The 15,864-nt window shown below is 69.2% G+C and carries 14 protein-coding genes; 8 read left to right on the forward strand and 6 right to left on the reverse strand.

The features are described from left to right. The first annotated feature begins 3 nt into the window (after nt 1-3). Together LV75_RS09940 and LV75_RS09945 are read left to right on the forward strand one after the other, a co-directional pair. Nucleotides 4-1,182, forward strand: a complete 1,179-nt coding sequence (locus LV75_RS09940) for an MFS transporter (RefSeq protein ID WP_253886526.1) — start codon at nt 4-6, stop codon at nt 1,180-1,182. Beyond that, entirely contained in the window at nt 1,179-2,105 is a 927-nt protein-coding gene (locus LV75_RS09945) for a TolB family protein (RefSeq protein ID WP_253886527.1), read from the forward strand. Before LV75_RS09940 ends, LV75_RS09945 begins: the two co-directional genes overlap by 4 nt. On the opposite strand, the gene LV75_RS09950 is transcribed toward LV75_RS09945, so the two are convergent. From LV75_RS09950 to LV75_RS09965, 4 genes are all read right to left on the reverse strand, one after another. Next, entirely contained in the window at nt 2,094-4,490 is a 2,397-nt protein-coding gene (locus LV75_RS09950) for an FtsX-like permease family protein (RefSeq protein WP_308210911.1), read from the reverse strand. The genes LV75_RS09945 and LV75_RS09950 overlap by 12 nt on opposite strands. A gap of 23 nt (nt 4,491-4,513) precedes the next feature. Beyond that, the gene (locus tag LV75_RS09955; protein WP_253886529.1) at nt 4,514-5,296 is read right to left on the reverse strand and encodes an ABC transporter ATP-binding protein; all 783 of its coding nucleotides are present in this window, start codon (nt 5,294-5,296) and stop codon (nt 4,514-4,516) included. A gap of 98 nt (nt 5,297-5,394) precedes the next feature. Further along, entirely contained in the window at nt 5,395-6,606 is a 1,212-nt protein-coding gene (locus LV75_RS09960) for a DUF6923 family protein (protein ID WP_253886530.1), read from the reverse strand. Continuing rightward, nucleotides 6,603-7,364 (reverse strand): bestrophin-like domain, encoded by a 762-nt coding sequence (locus tag LV75_RS09965; protein ID WP_253886531.1) that lies wholly within the window; start codon nt 7,362-7,364, stop codon nt 6,603-6,605. The genes LV75_RS09960 and LV75_RS09965 overlap by 4 nt, the downstream gene beginning before the upstream one ends. Nucleotides 7,365-7,813: 449 nt before the next feature. On the opposite strand from LV75_RS09965, the gene LV75_RS09970 reads away from it, so the two are divergent. The 4 genes from LV75_RS09970 to LV75_RS09985 are packed head-to-tail and all read left to right on the forward strand — an operon-like array spanning nt 7,814 to nt 12,441. Beyond that, complete coding sequence (locus tag LV75_RS09970; RefSeq protein WP_253886532.1) at nt 7,814-9,124, forward strand: DUF2252 domain-containing protein; 1,311 nt, start codon at nt 7,814-7,816, stop codon at nt 9,122-9,124. A 50-nt stretch (nt 9,125-9,174) separates the two neighbouring features. Continuing rightward, nucleotides 9,175-10,806 carry an alkaline phosphatase D family protein gene (locus LV75_RS09975; protein WP_253886533.1) on the forward strand — a complete coding sequence of 544 codons (1,632 nt, stop codon included), beginning with the start codon at nt 9,175-9,177 and terminating at the stop codon, nt 10,804-10,806. Between the two features lie 29 nt (nt 10,807-10,835). Next, entirely contained in the window at nt 10,836-11,891 is a 1,056-nt protein-coding gene (locus tag LV75_RS09980; RefSeq protein ID WP_253886534.1) for a hypothetical protein, read from the forward strand. A 55-nt stretch (nt 11,892-11,946) separates the two neighbouring features. Continuing rightward, on the forward strand, nt 11,947-12,441 hold the full coding sequence (locus tag LV75_RS09985; RefSeq protein ID WP_253886535.1) for a winged helix-turn-helix domain-containing protein: 495 nt from the start codon (nt 11,947-11,949) through the stop codon (nt 12,439-12,441). 887 nt (nt 12,442-13,328) lie between these two features. On the opposite strand, the gene LV75_RS09990 is transcribed toward LV75_RS09985, so the two are convergent. Both LV75_RS09990 and LV75_RS09995 read right to left on the reverse strand, forming a co-directional pair. Further along, complete coding sequence (locus LV75_RS09990; RefSeq protein WP_253886536.1) at nt 13,329-13,655, reverse strand: DUF3467 domain-containing protein; 327 nt, start codon at nt 13,653-13,655, stop codon at nt 13,329-13,331. 35 nt (nt 13,656-13,690) lie between these two features. Further along, the gene (locus tag LV75_RS09995; protein ID WP_425547640.1) at nt 13,691-14,635 is read right to left on the reverse strand and encodes a helix-turn-helix domain-containing protein; all 945 of its coding nucleotides are present in this window, start codon (nt 14,633-14,635) and stop codon (nt 13,691-13,693) included. A 71-nt stretch (nt 14,636-14,706) separates the two neighbouring features. On the opposite strand from LV75_RS09995, the gene LV75_RS10000 reads away from it, so the two are divergent. Further along, the gene (locus tag LV75_RS10000; RefSeq protein WP_253886538.1) at nt 14,707-15,108 is read left to right on the forward strand and encodes a rhodanese-like domain-containing protein; all 402 of its coding nucleotides are present in this window, start codon (nt 14,707-14,709) and stop codon (nt 15,106-15,108) included. Between the two features lie 114 nt (nt 15,109-15,222). After that, on the forward strand, nt 15,223-15,858 hold the full coding sequence (locus LV75_RS10005; protein ID WP_253886539.1) for a hypothetical protein: 636 nt from the start codon (nt 15,223-15,225) through the stop codon (nt 15,856-15,858). Nucleotides 15,859-15,864: the final 6 nt, after the last annotated feature.

The raw sequence follows: 15,864 nt of genomic DNA on the forward strand, positions 1-15,864 counted from the left end.
CTGGTGTACACGCGCGAACTCCCGCGCGAGGGGGCGCGGTCGGTGGCGGGTCTGCCCTCGACCGTGCTCGCCCTCGGCGTGGTCAGCCTGCTCACCGACATCTCCGCCGAGATGGTCACCGCCTTCCTGCCGATGTACCTGGTCTACGGCCTCGGCGCCGGGTACCTGCAACTCGGCGTCGTCGACGGCCTCTACACCGGCGCCACCGCACTGTTGCGACTCGCGGGCGGCCACTTCGCCGATCGGACCGGCCGTCCCAAGGCGGTCGCGCTGGTCGGGTACGGCTTGTCCGCGGTGACCAAGCTCGGCTTCCCGGCCGCTGGCGCAACGTTGCCACTGATCGGCGGGCTGGTCGCACTGGACCGGGCGGGCAAGGGAATCCGCACCGGGCCGCGCGATGCCATGATCACCCTCGCGAGCCCGCCCGCGTTGCTCGGCCGGGCGTTCGGTGTGCACCGGACGCTGGACACGATCGGCGCGTTGCTCGGTCCGGTGGTCGCGTTCGCCCTGATCGCCGCGGCCGCGCCAGGATCGGTGTTCGTGGTCAGCTTTGCGTTCGCCGTGGCCGGGGTGATCGTGTTGGCCGTTTGGGTGCGGGACCCGGGGGAGCGGGTCGAGCGCGCGAAGGTCGACTTCCGGGTGCTCCTGCGGCCGGAGTACCGGCGGGTGACCGTGGTGGCGACCGTGCTCGGGTTCGCCACGGTCAGCGACGCTTTCCTGCTCCTGGCGGCCCAGCAGCGCACCGGCGTCGACCCGAAATGGTTGCCACTGCTGCCGGTGGGAATCGCGGTGACCTTCCTGGCCTGCGCTCTCCCGGTTGGGCGGTTCGCGGACCGGGTCGGTCGGTGGCGGGTGTTCCTCGGCGGGCACCTGGTGCTGCTCGCGGTCTACGCACTGCTGCTCATCGGCGGCAACTGGCTCGTGCTGATCGCCGCGCTCGGTCTGCACGGCCTGTTCTACGCGGCCACCGATGGCGTGCTCATGGCCTGCGTTGGTCCATTGTTGCCCGCCGGTCAGACGGCGAGCGGGCTGGCGGTCGTGCAGACCGCGCAAGCGCTTGCCCGGACCTGCGCGGCGGTGCTGTTCGGCGTGCTGGCGGGGTTCGGTGGGCTCGGTATGTCCTTTGTGTACTTCGGTCTCGCGCTCGCCGGGGCGATCGCGGTCGCGTGGAGGTGGCGGTGAGGAAGCTCGTGGGTGTCGGTGCCCTGATGGCCCTGGTGGCGGCGACCGCGACGTATGTCGTGGTCGCCGCCGACCCGGGCGGTGAGATCGACCTCACTGCTCCGGACTCGCTGCTATACGTCGAGAACGGCCACGTCGGCCGCGTGCCTATAGGCCAACCCGAGCCCGGTACGTCCAGCGACCTGTCGTGCCTACGCGTCTACTCCGCCGCCTCGACCACCGTCTGCCTTCGCTCAGTCGCCGTGCCGCCCAGCTTCGAAGCTGCCATCTACTCCGGCAACAACCTCGAAAGAACCCTGCCACTAGACGGAACCCCCAGCCGAGCCCGCGTCTCGCCTTCCGGCCGCTTAGTCGCCTGGACGGTCTTCCGCGAAGGCGACTCCTACATGCCTGCGGGTTACTTCTCCACCACAGCAGGCATCTACGACCGCCAGACCGGCACCCTGTACGGCTCCATGGAGGACTTCACGGTGCAAGGCATCGACTCCCGCGATCGCAACTTCTGGGGTATCACCTTCACCCCCGACGACAAGGGCTTCTACGCGACCCTCGCCACCAACAACACCACCTGGCTGATCAAAGGCGACCTCGCTACCCGAACCCTGACCCCCCTCCGGCAGAACGTCGAATGCCCTTCCCTCTCCCCAGACGGCACCCACCTCGCCTATAAGAAGCGCCTCGGCGACCATTGGCGCCTCCACACCTTGAACCTCGCAACCGGCACCGAGACCCCACTAGGCGAGCCCGAAGAGGTCGACGACCAAGCAGCGTGGCTCGACAACATCACCGTCGCGTACGCGCGCCCCTCCGGCCGCAACGGCCCACCTGCCATCTACCGATTGCCCATCGCACCTAACGCGACACCCGTGCTGCTCAAGTTGAACGCCACGTCCCCAGCCGTAACCACACAGCTAGTCCGGTAGTGCTGCCGCGTCCACCGGGCGGGTCTTCGTGGCTCGCCAGGTGGGGATAAGAGTGGAGGCGAGGGTAAGAGCGGTCATGACGCCCAGGATGGTCAGGTAGATCCAGGCCGGGCCCATGGGGAAGATCGAGTCGGAGACGACCAGGCTGAAGGGAACCAGGGTGCCCGCGGAGACCAGGGTGCCCAGGATCAGGCCGACCAGGGCGACCATGACGCCCTCCGTGGCCATCATGCGCAGGACCTGGCCCCGGCTCGAGCCGGTCAACCGCTGCAGGCCGAACTCCCGTCGGCGGGCGGCGGTCGCCATGACCAGGGTGTTCACCACCGAGATCACCGTGTAAGCCATGATCATCCCGACCAGGGTGTAGTTCACCCACAGCCCCACTTCCTGGCCCTCGTTGAACGCCGCCGTCACGGTGGCGCGGTCGCCGACCATGGCGCCGGGCACGGTGGCGACCGCCGCCGCTACCGCTGCTGGGTCGCCGCGGACGAGGATCTGCTGGGGGAGGTCCTCGCTGGTGTGGGGGAGGACGAGGGCGGCTGGCATCAGGACGGTTTCGAAGCCGGTCACGCCTACGAAGGTGGCGGTAACGGTCACGTCAACGTCTGCGCCGTCCCCTAGGCGGAGGGTGATGTGGTTGCCGACGCGGTAGCCCATGGACTCTGGGACGGCGATGGAGGTGCCGGTCAGGTTGTCTATAGAGCCAGCGGTGACGGTGACCGCTGTGGTGGCGGCGATGTCGCCGGAGACGGCGTGAGTGGGGAAGCCGTCGTCGTCTTGGCCGTCGTTGAAGGGGGCTATGACGAAAACGTGGGTACTGCTCAGGTTGGTGGCGGCTGTGATGCCCGGCGTGGTTCGCAGGCGGTCAGCCAGGTCTAGGGGGAGGCCGCCGGTGGTCGAGGTGACGATGGTGTCAGCGCGAAGGGTGGCTGCGTAGGCCTCTCGCGCTACCTCGTCTTGAGTCGTCTGGAGGTAGATGTTCGCGGTAGCGATACCGGTCGCCAGCATGATCGGGGTTACGGCGGCGGCTAGACGGACTGTGCGGGCTCGGGCGTTGAGTAGCCCTAGTTCGCCCGCGACACCGGTGACCGCGCGCAGCGGCCAACGCAGCACCGCCACCAAGACCCGGGTGATCCCAGGCGAGATCAACGCGAGCGCGATAGCCCACAGCATCACCGATGGGCCTGCCGTGCTCGCGGCGACCGGACCCTCCATGACCGCGACCGTCACGATCGCCAGCGCGATACCGCCGCCGGTGGCCAGCAACGCCAGGATCGCGCGCGGCACGCTCAGCCACCGGGTGTCCAGCGCCGAGTCCGTCAGCGCCTCCGTCGGCCGGGTCCGCGCCGCCCGCCGGGCCGCGATCAGCGCCGCGCCCACGGTGGTCAACAGCCCCGCCCCGACCGCGATCACCAACGGGATCCAGCCCTGGTGGAACACGACCCCCTCGGCCACCACGCCCTTGTCCACCAGCACCCCGAACAGCCACTCGCCGATCCAGCGCCCCGGCAGGCAGCCCAGCGCCGTCGCCACGACCCCGACCAGCAGCGCCTCGGCGAGCACCATCCACCGCAGCTGACCCGGCGTGGTGCCCACCGCCCGCAGCAGAGCCAGCTCACGCGACCGCTGGCGCACCGACAGACCCAGCGTCGACGCGACCACGAACAGCGCCGTCATCGTCGCTAGGCCACCGATCACCCCGGCAAGCGCGATGAGCCCGTCGCCCTTGGCCTCCGCGTCCGGGTGTTCCACCAGCCCACGGTCATCCCCCGTGAGTACCTGGCCGTACCTGCCTAGAGCGGTCGCAAGAGCCTCTATGTCTGTCCCCGGCGATGCCACGACTGACACGGTGTCCACGGTGGACCTACCGGCGAGCTCGGCCACGTCCTGCTCGGCGAACAGCGGCACGTTTGAGGTCCCCGCGACCACGAACTCTCGCGACTTCCCCCGATAGGAGACCGTGACCTTCTCACCAGCCTGGGCAGGTAGCCATACCTGTCCACGCTGAGTCGTCTTACCCACAGAAGCAGAACCGTGCCCGGTAGCGGGAACGCCATCGATCGCGACCGGGAACGAGAAGTCCGCTACCGCCGACTGCACTCCGCGCACTGTCTTGACCTGGTCGACGACAGTTGGCGCCAACCGCACGCGCTCGGGCAGCAGCGCGGTGTCCGTGTGGTGCTTACCGCCATCCTCGTCCGGGTCGTCCCTGGACAGCTCGAACTTGTGCGGAGCGACGACCTGCAGGTCCGCGTGCGCCAACCGCTCCGGTGGGATCGCCGTGCGAATGCCCGTCTCCATCAGGCCGGCACAGGCGAGGATCAGCGCCGCACCGAAGAAGAGGGCGATGAACGTCCCCAGGAAGCCGCCCTTACGGAAACGCAAGGTGCGTAGGGCAAGCGCGAGCATTACGCCACCGCCCAAGCGCCCAGGTGGGTCATCCGCTCAGCCACCGCGTCTGCCGTCGGCTGGTAGAGCTCACCGACGAGCCCGCCGTCGGCTAGGAACACCACACGGTCGGCGAAGGAGGCCGCCACCGGGTCGTGCGTGACCATCACGATCGTCTGCCCACTCGTAGACACTGCCTGCCGCAACAGGCCCAAGACCTCGCGCGCCGTCCGCGTGTCCAGAGCGCCGGTAGGTTCATCAGCGAAGATCACGGCAGGGCGGGTGACGAGCGCCCGCGCGATTGCCACACGCTGCTGCTGCCCACCGGACAACTGCGCGGGCCGGTGGCCCAACCGGTTCTCCAAACCGACCCGGCGCACCACCTCCGCCATGGCGGCCTTCTCCGGCCTCCGTCCCGCCAGCCGCAACGGCAGCGCGATGTTCTGAGCGACCGTCAACGCGGGCAACAGGTTGAACGCCTGGAAGATGAACCCGATCTTGTCCCGCCGGAGCCGGGTCAACTGCCGCTCACCGAGCTTGGTGAGCTCAACACCGTCCAGCTCCACAGAACCGTCGGTAGGCCTATCGAGCCCGGCAGCGCAATGCAGGAAGGTGCTCTTACCTGAGCCAGATGGCCCCATCACCGCCGTGAAAGTCCCCCGCTGGAACTCCGCGCTCACCCCAGCGAGCGCGGCGACCGCCCCACTGCCCTTCCCGTAGACCTTCCGCACCCCAGACAGGCGCACAGCCACCGCGCCCTGTCGCGCCGCCTGGTTGTCCACCGCCCACCCACTGCTGCTCACGTCCCGCTCCCCACGCCATTCGGACCTGGGAACGACGTTATGGCGGCAAGCGGCCAGGACCCATGGCGCTGGCCCGCGTGTTCGGGGTAGGGCTAGCCCTACCTCCGGCGCCTACGGCCCGCTGCGGCGGCCGCACCGGCACCCACGAGCAGCACGATGGTCGTCAACCCCCAGCGCCGCTTCTCCTCCGTGCTGCTGCGCGCCCGTGCGCTCACTCGCGGCGCCTCGGTGGTTGGTTGCGGCCTATAGGGCCGTCGAACCGATTCGGCTGGCGCAGGCGCCGGGGCAGGTGTTGGGGCTGCCGTGGTGGGTGGCGGTGGGACGATCGGGATCGGCGTCGGGCTGATCACCGGCGAGGTCGCCGGTGTCACGATCGGCGCCGGTGCGGGTCGTTGCGGAGCAGGACCGGGAGCCGGGGGTTGTGGCTGCGGTTGCGGCGCGGGCGGCGTGGTCTGCGGCGTGGTGGCGGGCTCAACACCCGGCAGGCATGCGGTGGCGTCGGCTGACAGCACCGCGGGCCAAGCCGTGATCTCCTGCGACGCACCGGTTGTCAGGTCGATCCGGAACAGCGGGGACCGGTTCCCCAACGAGTTCGCCGCGGCGTAGAGCGCGCCGTCGGGGGCCAGCACCGCGACTCCGTAGGACGCCGCCCCCGGCAGGGTGGGCGTGTCGACCCGGGTGACCTGACCGGTGGTGATGTTGATGCGGACGACGTGGCTGCGGTGGTAGTCCGGTGCCACCCCGTAGGCGATCCCGGCCCGCACGTCGAAGTCGTCCACGTTGCTGACCTGGCCGCCCGGGTACGTCATCACCGCGTCGACCACCCCCAGGTAGGTCTGGTTCGCCGGGTTGAGGTCGATGCGGTAGATCGCCGCCTCGTCGCGGATGACCAAGGTGGTGCCGACGATCGTGCCCGCTGTGGCGCCGGTGAAGCGGTCGATGGGGAAGTGCAGTTCGTTGACCCGCCGCACAGGCCCGTGGTCGATGACATCGCCGTCGGTGCCTATAGACACCACGTGCGCGCCGTCTCCGAAGACGCCCTCGGTGGACCGGGTGGACAACCCCCACAACGAGTTCGTGTCCTCGGAGTACGCGATGGCGTTGACCCGGTAGCGCAAGGTCGCGATCCGCTGCATGGTGAAGTCGGCGAGGTTCACCCGGCTCAACACCGACATCCCCAGGTCCGGGCTGTGCACCCGGAAGAACGTGCACGTCGTGGCGGGTGCCGCCTCACCTTCCGCCATGCCGAGGACAGCGCTACCGGCCAAGACAACCCCGACAGCGCTGGCAGTCGCCAGACGATGTCTCATTGCAGTCGCGCCTGAGCGCTCTCGAACGCCGACGGTTCAACCTTCGCCCCGCCGCTATAGGGGTTCTGCAACTGGTGAGTGGCGAACAACAGCAGCGACAACGTCCCCGCCAGAATCGACACGATGAAGATGTGGGTCACCGGCCGAGGCCCGCCGAACAACAACGGCAAGGCCACCGACATGACGCTGCCGACGATCAGCGCGAACCACAGCACGTCGCTGATTCCGTTGCCCGCCGCGTTCAGTCTTTCCTGTCGTGCCTGGTAGACGTCCCAGAGCTTGTTTGCCGCATCGATCTTCTGGTTGTTCTGCCAGTCGTCGTTCGCGGGGGCCTTGGCCACCGCCGCGCGCATCCGCTCCAGCATCGACCACCCGTCACCGGAGACGTCGTCGTTGCCCGCCGCCATGTCCGGCCACTCCTGCTCGGCAACCGTGGTCACGTAGTCCGCGCTCAGCGTCCGCACCTCGGCCGCGGTCTGCTCGCCGAGCGAGTCGGTGGCCCAACGCGCCGCGATCAGGTTCTCCGCCTCCCGGTAGGAGGTGTCCTCGGCCGCGCTGGTGGCGTCGAACAGCGAGATCAGCACGAAGGCGAGCAGGACGGCGTGCAGGCCCCCCACGATCGTGAACACCTGGCCCGCGGCCTCGTTGTTGTCCACCGTGCCCTGCGTCTCGCCGATGCGGCGGATCAGGTACGCCACCCCCGCGGTGACGATGGCCGCGCCGAAGACCCAGATCAGCCCGGAGAGGTAGATGTTCATCGCAGCTTCAGGTGCCCTTTCCGCAACAACATTCGCGAAATGACCGCAACGGGTCCGTGCCGGTGCAACTGTGCCGGAAGGACGGTCGGCGATGCGCGGTGAGCGTGACCGATCTACTCGATCGGATTACCTGCCATCGTGATTTCCGGGTTACCCGCGAGTCCACAAGGTAGTGACCCGGTCGCTAACGCCACAAGGGCGCCCGGCGAAAGCCCTCATTCGTTGCTCCTGAATGACCGAATAGCGGCATGCTGGCCCGGTTGAGCGCACGCAGGCGAGATCACGCCCACCCGTCGTGGGACTTGATCGGCCGACGGGGTGATGGGAATCTCTGCCGGGGTGACCACCCGTGCTCGCCGGGCCGGTCGGAGCTCCCTCCACTGTGGAGCAGCCGCCCGGTTGGGCGCGTCGGTGCTCACCCGCGGCAGTTCACCCTCCGAGGAGCACCCATGAGCGACGACCGTCGCCAGCGCATCGTGTCCGTCCTGCACGCGGCCTTCGCCGACCTGATGGCCGCCGACCCCACCGCCTTCCGCAGCAAGTTCCGCAAGATGGCCGCCGAGCCGTTCGCCTTCTACCGGGGCAGTGCCTGCCTGTTCTACGCCGACATGCTGGACGAACCGGACGAATGGTCCGACCCGCGCACCGCCCGGGTCTGGATCCAGGGCGACCTGCACGCGGAGAACTTCGGCACCTACATGGACGCCGAGGGCACCCTGGTCTTCGACGTCAACGACTTCGACGAGGCCTACCTGGGCGCTTTCACCTGGGACGTGCGCCGCTTCGCCGCGAGCATGGCGCTGCTGGGCTGGCGCAAGGCCTTCCCGGACGAGGCGATCACCCGCCTGGTGCGCAGCTACACCGAGGCCTACGTGCACCAGGTCCGCGAGTTCGCCGCCAAGTCCGGCGACGAGCTGTTCAGCCTGCGCCTGGACAACACCGAGGGCGCCATCAACCAGGTGCTGCTGCAGGCCAGGCTCGCGACCCGGGTCGGCCTGCTCAACGAGACCACCAGCGTCCGCGACTTCGACCGGGTCTTCCGCGTCGGCCCCGGCGTGCGCAAGCTCGAAGAGGACGAGCGCGCGAAGGTTGAGGCTGCCTTCGAGCAGTACCTCGACACCATCCCTAGCGGTAAGCGCGCCGCGAGCAGCCTCAGCTACAAGGTGAAAGACGTGGTGGGGCGCAGCGGCTTCGGAATCGGCTCGGCAGGGCTACCGGCTTACAACGTCCTCGTCGAAGGCCGTTCGCAGGCACTCGAGAACGACGTGGTGCTGTCTATGAAGCAGGCCAATGTCGCCGCGCCCAGTCGGGTGGTCGACGACGAGAAGATCCGCTCCTACTTCCACCACCACGGCCACCGGACCGCGGTCTCGCAGCGAGCACTGCAGGCGCACGCCGACCCGTGGTTGGGCTACACGGAGCTCGACGGCACCGGCTTCGTAGTGGCCGAGTTGTCCCCGTATGTCACCGACCTCGACTGGTCCGACCTGACCGAACCGGGCGACATCCTTCCGGTCGTCGAGTATCTCGGTAGGGCAAGCGCTAAGGCGCACTGCGTGTCGGACTCCGACTCGGAGCAGACCCTGGTCGACTTCCAGGTGGAGGAGGCCATCGCGGGTGCCATCGGCGACCGGGAGGCCCCGTTCGTCGACTCGGTGGTCGAGTTCGCGCACCGCTACGCCGAGCAGACCCGCCTCGACCACCGGCTCTTCGTCGAGGCGTTCCGCGGTGGTGAGATCAAGGGCGTCGAATCCGTGTGAGGATTCACCGGATCGGGGTACGTAGGGCCGGGCGGAGACGAGGAGGACCCATGCCTGATCTGCTGCTCGGTCCGGTGCTGCGGCACGTCGATTCGACCTCGGCGACGCTGTGGGTGGAGACCGACGCGGCCTGCGACGTCACCGTCGCGGGCCGCGCGACGCACACCTTCGAGGTGGCCGGGCACCACTACGCGCTGGTGGTGCTCACCGACCTGGAGCCGGGATCGGCCCTCGAGTACGACGTGCGCCTCGACGGCGCCGTCCGCTGGCCCGAGCCAGGCGACGACCTGCCGTCGAGCCGGATCCGGACGCTGCCCGAGGGCGGCGACTCCGACTTCCTGCTGCTGTTCGGCTCCTGCCGCAAGCCCGAGAGCGACGACCCCAAGGAGCACAAGCTCTGGGGCACCGACGCGCTGGCCGCCTACGCGCAGCGGATGATCACCGAGGAGGAGCTGCGCTGGCCGGACTCGCTGGTGCTGCTCGGTGACCAGGTGTACGCGGACGAGACCAGCAAGGCCACCCAGCAGTGGATCAAGGGGCGGCGGGACGCGAGCAAGCCGCCGGGTACCGAGGTCGCCGACTTCACCGAGTACGTCCGGCTCTACCACGAGTCCTGGTCGACCCGGCTGGTCCGCTGGTTGTTCGCCACCGTCCCGGTCTCGATGGTCTTCGACGACCACGACGTGCGCGATGACTGGAACACCTCGCAGACCTGGCGCGATGAGATCGAGCGCACCGATTGGTGGGCGGCCCGTGAGCGCGCCGCGGTCGTGACGTACTGGATCTATCAGCACATCGGCAACCTGTCGCCGGGCGAGCTCGCCGAGGACGAGACGTTCCGCAAGGTCACCGCTGCGGGTGGCGACGCGACGCCGATCCTCAGCGACTTCGCCGATGTCGCCACCCGGGAGTACAACGGGCGCAAGGGCACCCGGTGGAGCTACCGGCGCGACTTCGGCAACGTGCGGCTGCTGGTCATCGACACCCGGTCCGGTCGCATCCTCAAGGACGGTCACCGCTCGATGGTCGGTGACGGCGAGTTCGAGTGGATCGAGGAGAACGCCGACGGCGACTACGACCACCTGCTCATCGGCTCGTCGCTGCCCTGGCTCATGCCGCACGTCATCGCGCACGTGCAGTCCATGAACGAGGTCGCTTGCAGACGGACCGACTGGCGCGGTCGGCTCGCGGAGAAGCTGCGCCAGGCCGCGGACCTGGAGCACTGGCCGTCGTTCCGCAAATCCTCCGACAGGCTCACCCGGCTGATCCGGCGCATCGCGGAAGGCGAGGCTGCCACGGTGTGCGTCCTCTCCGGCGACGTTCACCATGTTTACGCTGCCGAGGCCACCTTCGACCGCCCGGTCAACGCACGGGTCTATCAGCTCACCTGCTCGCCGCTGCACAACGCCGTCGAGCGCTATATGCGGCCGTTGTTCCGGTTGGGCTGGTGGCAGCCTCTAGCGGGAGTCCTGCGCCGGTGGATGTACCGGTCGCCGGAGATCGAGCCACTGCCGGTGGACTGGGAAAAGGTCGCGGGCCCGTACTTCGGCAACGCCGTCGCCACGCTGCGTGTTCGCGGGCGGGACGCGGAGGTGGTCATCGAGCAGGCGGGGGACGGGCCGGACGGACCGCGGCTGCGGCCGCTGCCGAGCGTCGCGCTCACGGCGGGCCGCCCGCGCTGAGCCGATCGGCCGCTCCTAGACTTCCCGACGTGGAATACCAGCTCACCGCCGACGTGAACCCGCCGTCGGACACCGACCTCGACCCGCTGCAGCGGCACGGTGTCGCCGCCCTGCTCGATGAGCAGTTGGACCTGCTCGCGGGCATCGAGGGACCCGACGGCGTCGAGGTCGAGCCGCTGGACCACCGGGTCGTCGTGCACCCGACCGGGGCGGTCATCACCTGGGTGCTCGACGCGCCTGCGCTCTCCTTCGCCGAGGAGGCGGCCCGGCACGTGCTCACCGAGCTGCTGGCCACCAGCGAGCTGCTGGAGGGCTGGACGGTCGGCCGCTGCGAGGTCATCGCCTCCGACGACGACCTCGCCGCCGCGCTCGGCCAGGACCAGCCCGAGCTCGAGGACGAGGACGACGACGCCGAGCTGACCGAGGAGGAGGTCGCCGCCCTGCGCGACGAGCTGCTCGTCTCGGCCGACACCCTGCGCGCCTTCGGCCCCGAGGCGTTCGGCCACAACCCGGCCGACCCCGACTCCCCGGTGTCGGCCGAGGCCGCCCGCCTGGTCGCCGGTGCCCTGGTCCAGGCCATGGAGATCCTCACCGACGAGCTGTTCGCCGACGTGCAGGAGCTGGAGGACGCCGAGGGCGCCGCCAGCGACGTCGAGGCGCTCAGCGTGCTCAACCAGCTCCCGCTGCGCTACGCCGAGCACTACGGCGCGCTGTTCGCCAAGCAGTTCCTGGTCATCACCTCGATCCTGGGCTACCGCCTCGCCCAGCCCGGCTGGACCCCGCCGCTGTGCACCGCCGAGGCGCTGGCCCTGCACGTGCTCAAGGCCGAGGCGGGCGTCCAGCTCGACCTGGCTGGCCTGCTCGACGAGCTGCCGCTCAAGCAGATCTACGCCGCCTTCGACGAGCACGCCTTCGCCGACCTGGACCACGAGCGCCTCTACGACCTGGACGAGGAGTCCGGCGAGGACGAGATCGACCTCCTCGGCACCCCCGGCCTCGACATCGACGAGTGGTTCCTCCCCAAGGGCGTCGAGGTCCTGCACCCATACCTGGCCGCAGAGCACTCGGCCAGTCACGCCGAGTAGTCCCACCCTCCGGACGCCGTTGACCAGCGAACCCCCGGCTGGTCGACTAATTGCCGTGCGTCCCTCACCGGTCACCACGGGTACTGACCCGGCTCGTGTCACCCTCACCGTGCACGTGACCGCCGAGGCCGACCGCATCCCGGAACTGACCGCGGGCTTGGTCAACGCGCTCAAAACCCTGGGCCGCGACGAGCTCGCGGTAACAGTCGACGGACCGGTCGCCCCGGTGGTCTCGCTGCCCCGCCGCACCGCACCGCTGGTCGTTCAAGCGGACGCCAGGCGGGTGCTGTGGCAGGGCCGCGAGGTCGTCCTCACCCGGCTCGAGTTCGACCTGCTGCTGTACCTGGCCACCCACCCAACCCGCGTCCACCGCCGCCGCGCCCTGATGACACAGGTCTGGCGCACGACGTACGTGAGCGAGCGAACCGTCGACGTCCACGTGCGGCGGTTGCGGGGGAAGATCGGCGTGGGGGAGGAACTGATCCGGACCGTACGGGGGGTCGGGTATCAGTTCGCGGACGCAGGGCTCGTGGTCGTGGAACGGGGCTAACGACCGCTCGCGCTTGTTGCTTGCGCACCGCCTCGGTTGTCCACAACCCCTTCTGTTATCCACAGCCGCTGATTGCTGCTCTCGTTCTGTCGGGTCGCGTCGGTAGGCTGTGTATTTGGGGCTCTTGTGGCGGATGATCTTGTGCGCGCGTTTGCGGTGATGGTTTATCCACAACGGTTCTGGCTGTCCACAGGTTGCGTTCGCCGCTTCCGGTTTGTCGGCGTGTCTCGGTAGGCTGTGTATTTGGGGGCTTTCGATCAGGTTGATCTTGGCGTAGGCCCGGGCTGGGGATGCGGGGTAAGGGGTTCGGTGGCTTCGGGTCGGCTCGCCTGCGGCATCGCGACCCGGGATCGGACGGCCTCGTCGCCTGGCGGCGACCTCGGCGTCTGATCCGCGATTTTCGAGCTTTGCTCGATGGGGTGGACCTGTTTTGTGCGGGGCCCCTACGACACCCGTGGCAGAACCGCAAAGCAGGGGCCGAAAAGACTGGCCCTGCCGCGCGGAAACGCTACGGGTGCCGTCCCCCCACACAAAACAGGTCCACCCCATCGAGCAGTTGGCACCAGCGACTCCGACTGTCCAGGCGCTGAGCAGGTGGGCTGGGGCGGACCTGACGGGGTGCGGGTTGGCACCGGCGGGTCCGAGTGTCCAGGCGCTGAGTTAGTGGGTCGGGGTGGACCTGGCGGGGGTTGGGTTGGCACCGCTGGGTTCGAGTGGCCGGTGGTTGGCCGGGTGGGTTGGGCGGACCTAACGGAAGCCGAGAGCTGGCGTCTCGGCTTCCGGGTGTCCGGGGCTGGCTACGCGGTCGGTGTAGAGGGGGGATCTAGCGCCGCTGGTGCGAGGGCTAACTGGTTGGGCAATGGTGGGGCGGGGTGACTGGGGGATTTCTAGTTGCCTGGAGGTGTTGCAGGGCCCTGTTGGCCGGGCTTGCGGCCGGTTTCCTGTTCCCACTTGGAGAGTTGCTGCTCCAGCGCCTTCATGATCTCGAATACCTGCGACGGGGGGATTCGTACGCGGGAGACGATGCGGGCGGGGGTGGCGATGAAGGTGTCGCCGTTGTCGTCTTGGGTGGGGTGGTTGGGGCCCACCACGGTGGCGAAGTCGAGGACGAAGGATTCTTTGTCGTGCCAGACGACGGCGAAGGAGGCGTAATGGCCTACTTCTTGTTCTGTGGGCAGGTTGACCATGAAGCGGGCTTCGAGTGGTTGGTCCATGTGGTGGTCCTCCCCGGGGTAGGTGGTCCCCGATGCTAGCGGCGTTCCTGGAAGGCGCGGCGGTAGGCGGAGGGGGAGGTGCGCATGGCGCGGGTGAAGTGGTGGCGGTAGGTCACCGGCGATTCGAAGCCGACGGCGGCGGCGATGGCGGGGATGGGGTGGGTGCCGGTCTCCAGCAGCGCCAGGCTGGCTTGCACGCGTTGGGTGATCAGCCAGCGGATCGGGCTGGTGCCGGTGGTCTGCTTGAAGCGCCGCAGGTAGGTGCGGGGGGACAGGTGGGAGCGGCGGGCGAGTGACTCGACGGTGATGGGTTCGGCCAGGTTCGCCAGGGCCCAGGTCATGCTGTCGGCCACCGCGTCCGCCGAGACGGCCTGGACGGGGGCCTCGATGAACTGCGCTTGCCCGCCTTCGCGGTGCGGGGCGACCACCAGGCGGCGGGCTACGGCGTTGGCGACGGTGGCGCCGTGGTCGGTGCGGACCAGGTGCACGCACAGGTCGATGCCCGCCGCGCTCCCGGCGCTGGTGAGGATGTCGCCGTCGTCGACGTAGAGGACGTCGGCGTCCACCTCGACGCCGGGGTGGCGTTCGGCCAGCAACGGTGCGTAGCGCCAGTGGGTCGCTGCGCGCCTGCCCTCCAGCAAGCCCGCGGCGGCGAGGGCGAACGCACCGCTGCAGATCGAGACCAGGCGTGCGCCGCGGGTGTGCGCGGATCGCAACGCCGCGACGACCGGCGCCGGGACCGGGGCGCGCACGTCGGCGACGCCGGGGATGATCACGGTGTCGGCCGCGGCCAGCGCGGCCAAGTCGTTCTCGGCGTGCATCATCGCGCCGCCAACCACCCGGACCGGGCCGTCGGCGCAGATCAGCAGCCGGTACCAGTCGATGTCGAGTTCGGGGCGGTGCAGGCCGAAGACCTCGGTCACGATGCCGAGTTCGAACGGTGACATGCCGTCGTAGGCCAGGACGCTCACGGTGTGGATGGCGAGATGTTAGCGCATGGCGGCGTTGGCGCCACTTCCTCGATGACCCGGGGGGACGCAGGATCACAGCCATGGACGCCATCACCCACTTCTCCACCCGGCTCGCCTTCGAGACCGACGCCAGCGACGTGCACGCCGACATGGCGGTGGGCGCGCTGCTCCTGGTCGACACCCGCTCCGCCGAGGCGTGGGCGCAGGGGCACGTGCTCGGTGCTGTCCACCTGCCCACCCGCGACATCGCCGCCCGCGCCGCCGAGGTCGTGCCCGCGGGCGCCGAGGTGGTCACCTACTGCTGGGGGCCGGGGTGCAACGGTGCTACCAAGGCGGCGCTGGAGTTCGCCAAGCTCGGTTACCCGGTGCGCGAGATGCTCGGCGGCTTCGAGTACTGGGCCCGCGAGGGGTTCCCGGTCGAGGGCCGCTCGGTGCCGATCGACCCGCTGGTCACCGTGGTCACCGGGGGGTGCGGCTGCTGACGCTCCACAGTGGACGTGTTGGGCCCAATGGCCCAACGCGCGCCGAAACCGTTTCACGCCCCGACGAGCAGGGTAACTACCCGGCATCACGCGATGTCCGGGAAGGAGAACCCGATGTCAACAGGCGCGATTATCGGCATCGTCGTCGCGGTCGTCGTCGTAGTGGCCTTGATCGCGGTGGCGTTGCGGGCCCAAGCGCGCAGCAGACACCTGCGGGATCGGTTCGGCGGTGAGTACGAGCGGGCGGTGCACGCCAGCTCCAAGCGCGATGCCGAGCGCGAGCTGCTCGAGCGCGAGCGCCGCCACGCCGAACTCGACATCCGGCCGCTGTCGGCGGCCAAGCGGGAGAGCTACACGGCGCGGTGGTCCTTGGTGCAGGCCAAGTTCGTCGACCAGCCGGGTGCCGCCCTCGAGGACGCCGACCAGCTGGTGAGCGCGGTCATGGCCGAGCGCGGCTACCCGGTCGACGGCGACCACGACCAGCGCGTCGCCGACCTCTCGGTCCGCCACTCGTCCACTGTGGAGCACTACCGGCTGGCCCGTTCGGTGCGCACCAAGCACACCGGTGACGGCGAGGCCTCGACCGAGGAGCTGCGCGAGGCGATCGTGCGCTACCGCTCGCTGTTCGACGAGCTGATCAACGACGGGCTCGACAAGTCCGACGTGGACGGTCAGGTCGACGGCAGGGCGCACCACGCGCCCCGGCGCGACACGGCCACCGACACCGCCACCCGCCCCGCCGCGCAGTGAACCAGT

The sequence above is a fragment of the Actinokineospora diospyrosa genome (assembly GCF_024171925.1).
Taxonomy (GTDB): Bacteria; Actinomycetota; Actinomycetes; order Mycobacteriales; family Pseudonocardiaceae; genus Actinokineospora; species Actinokineospora diospyrosa.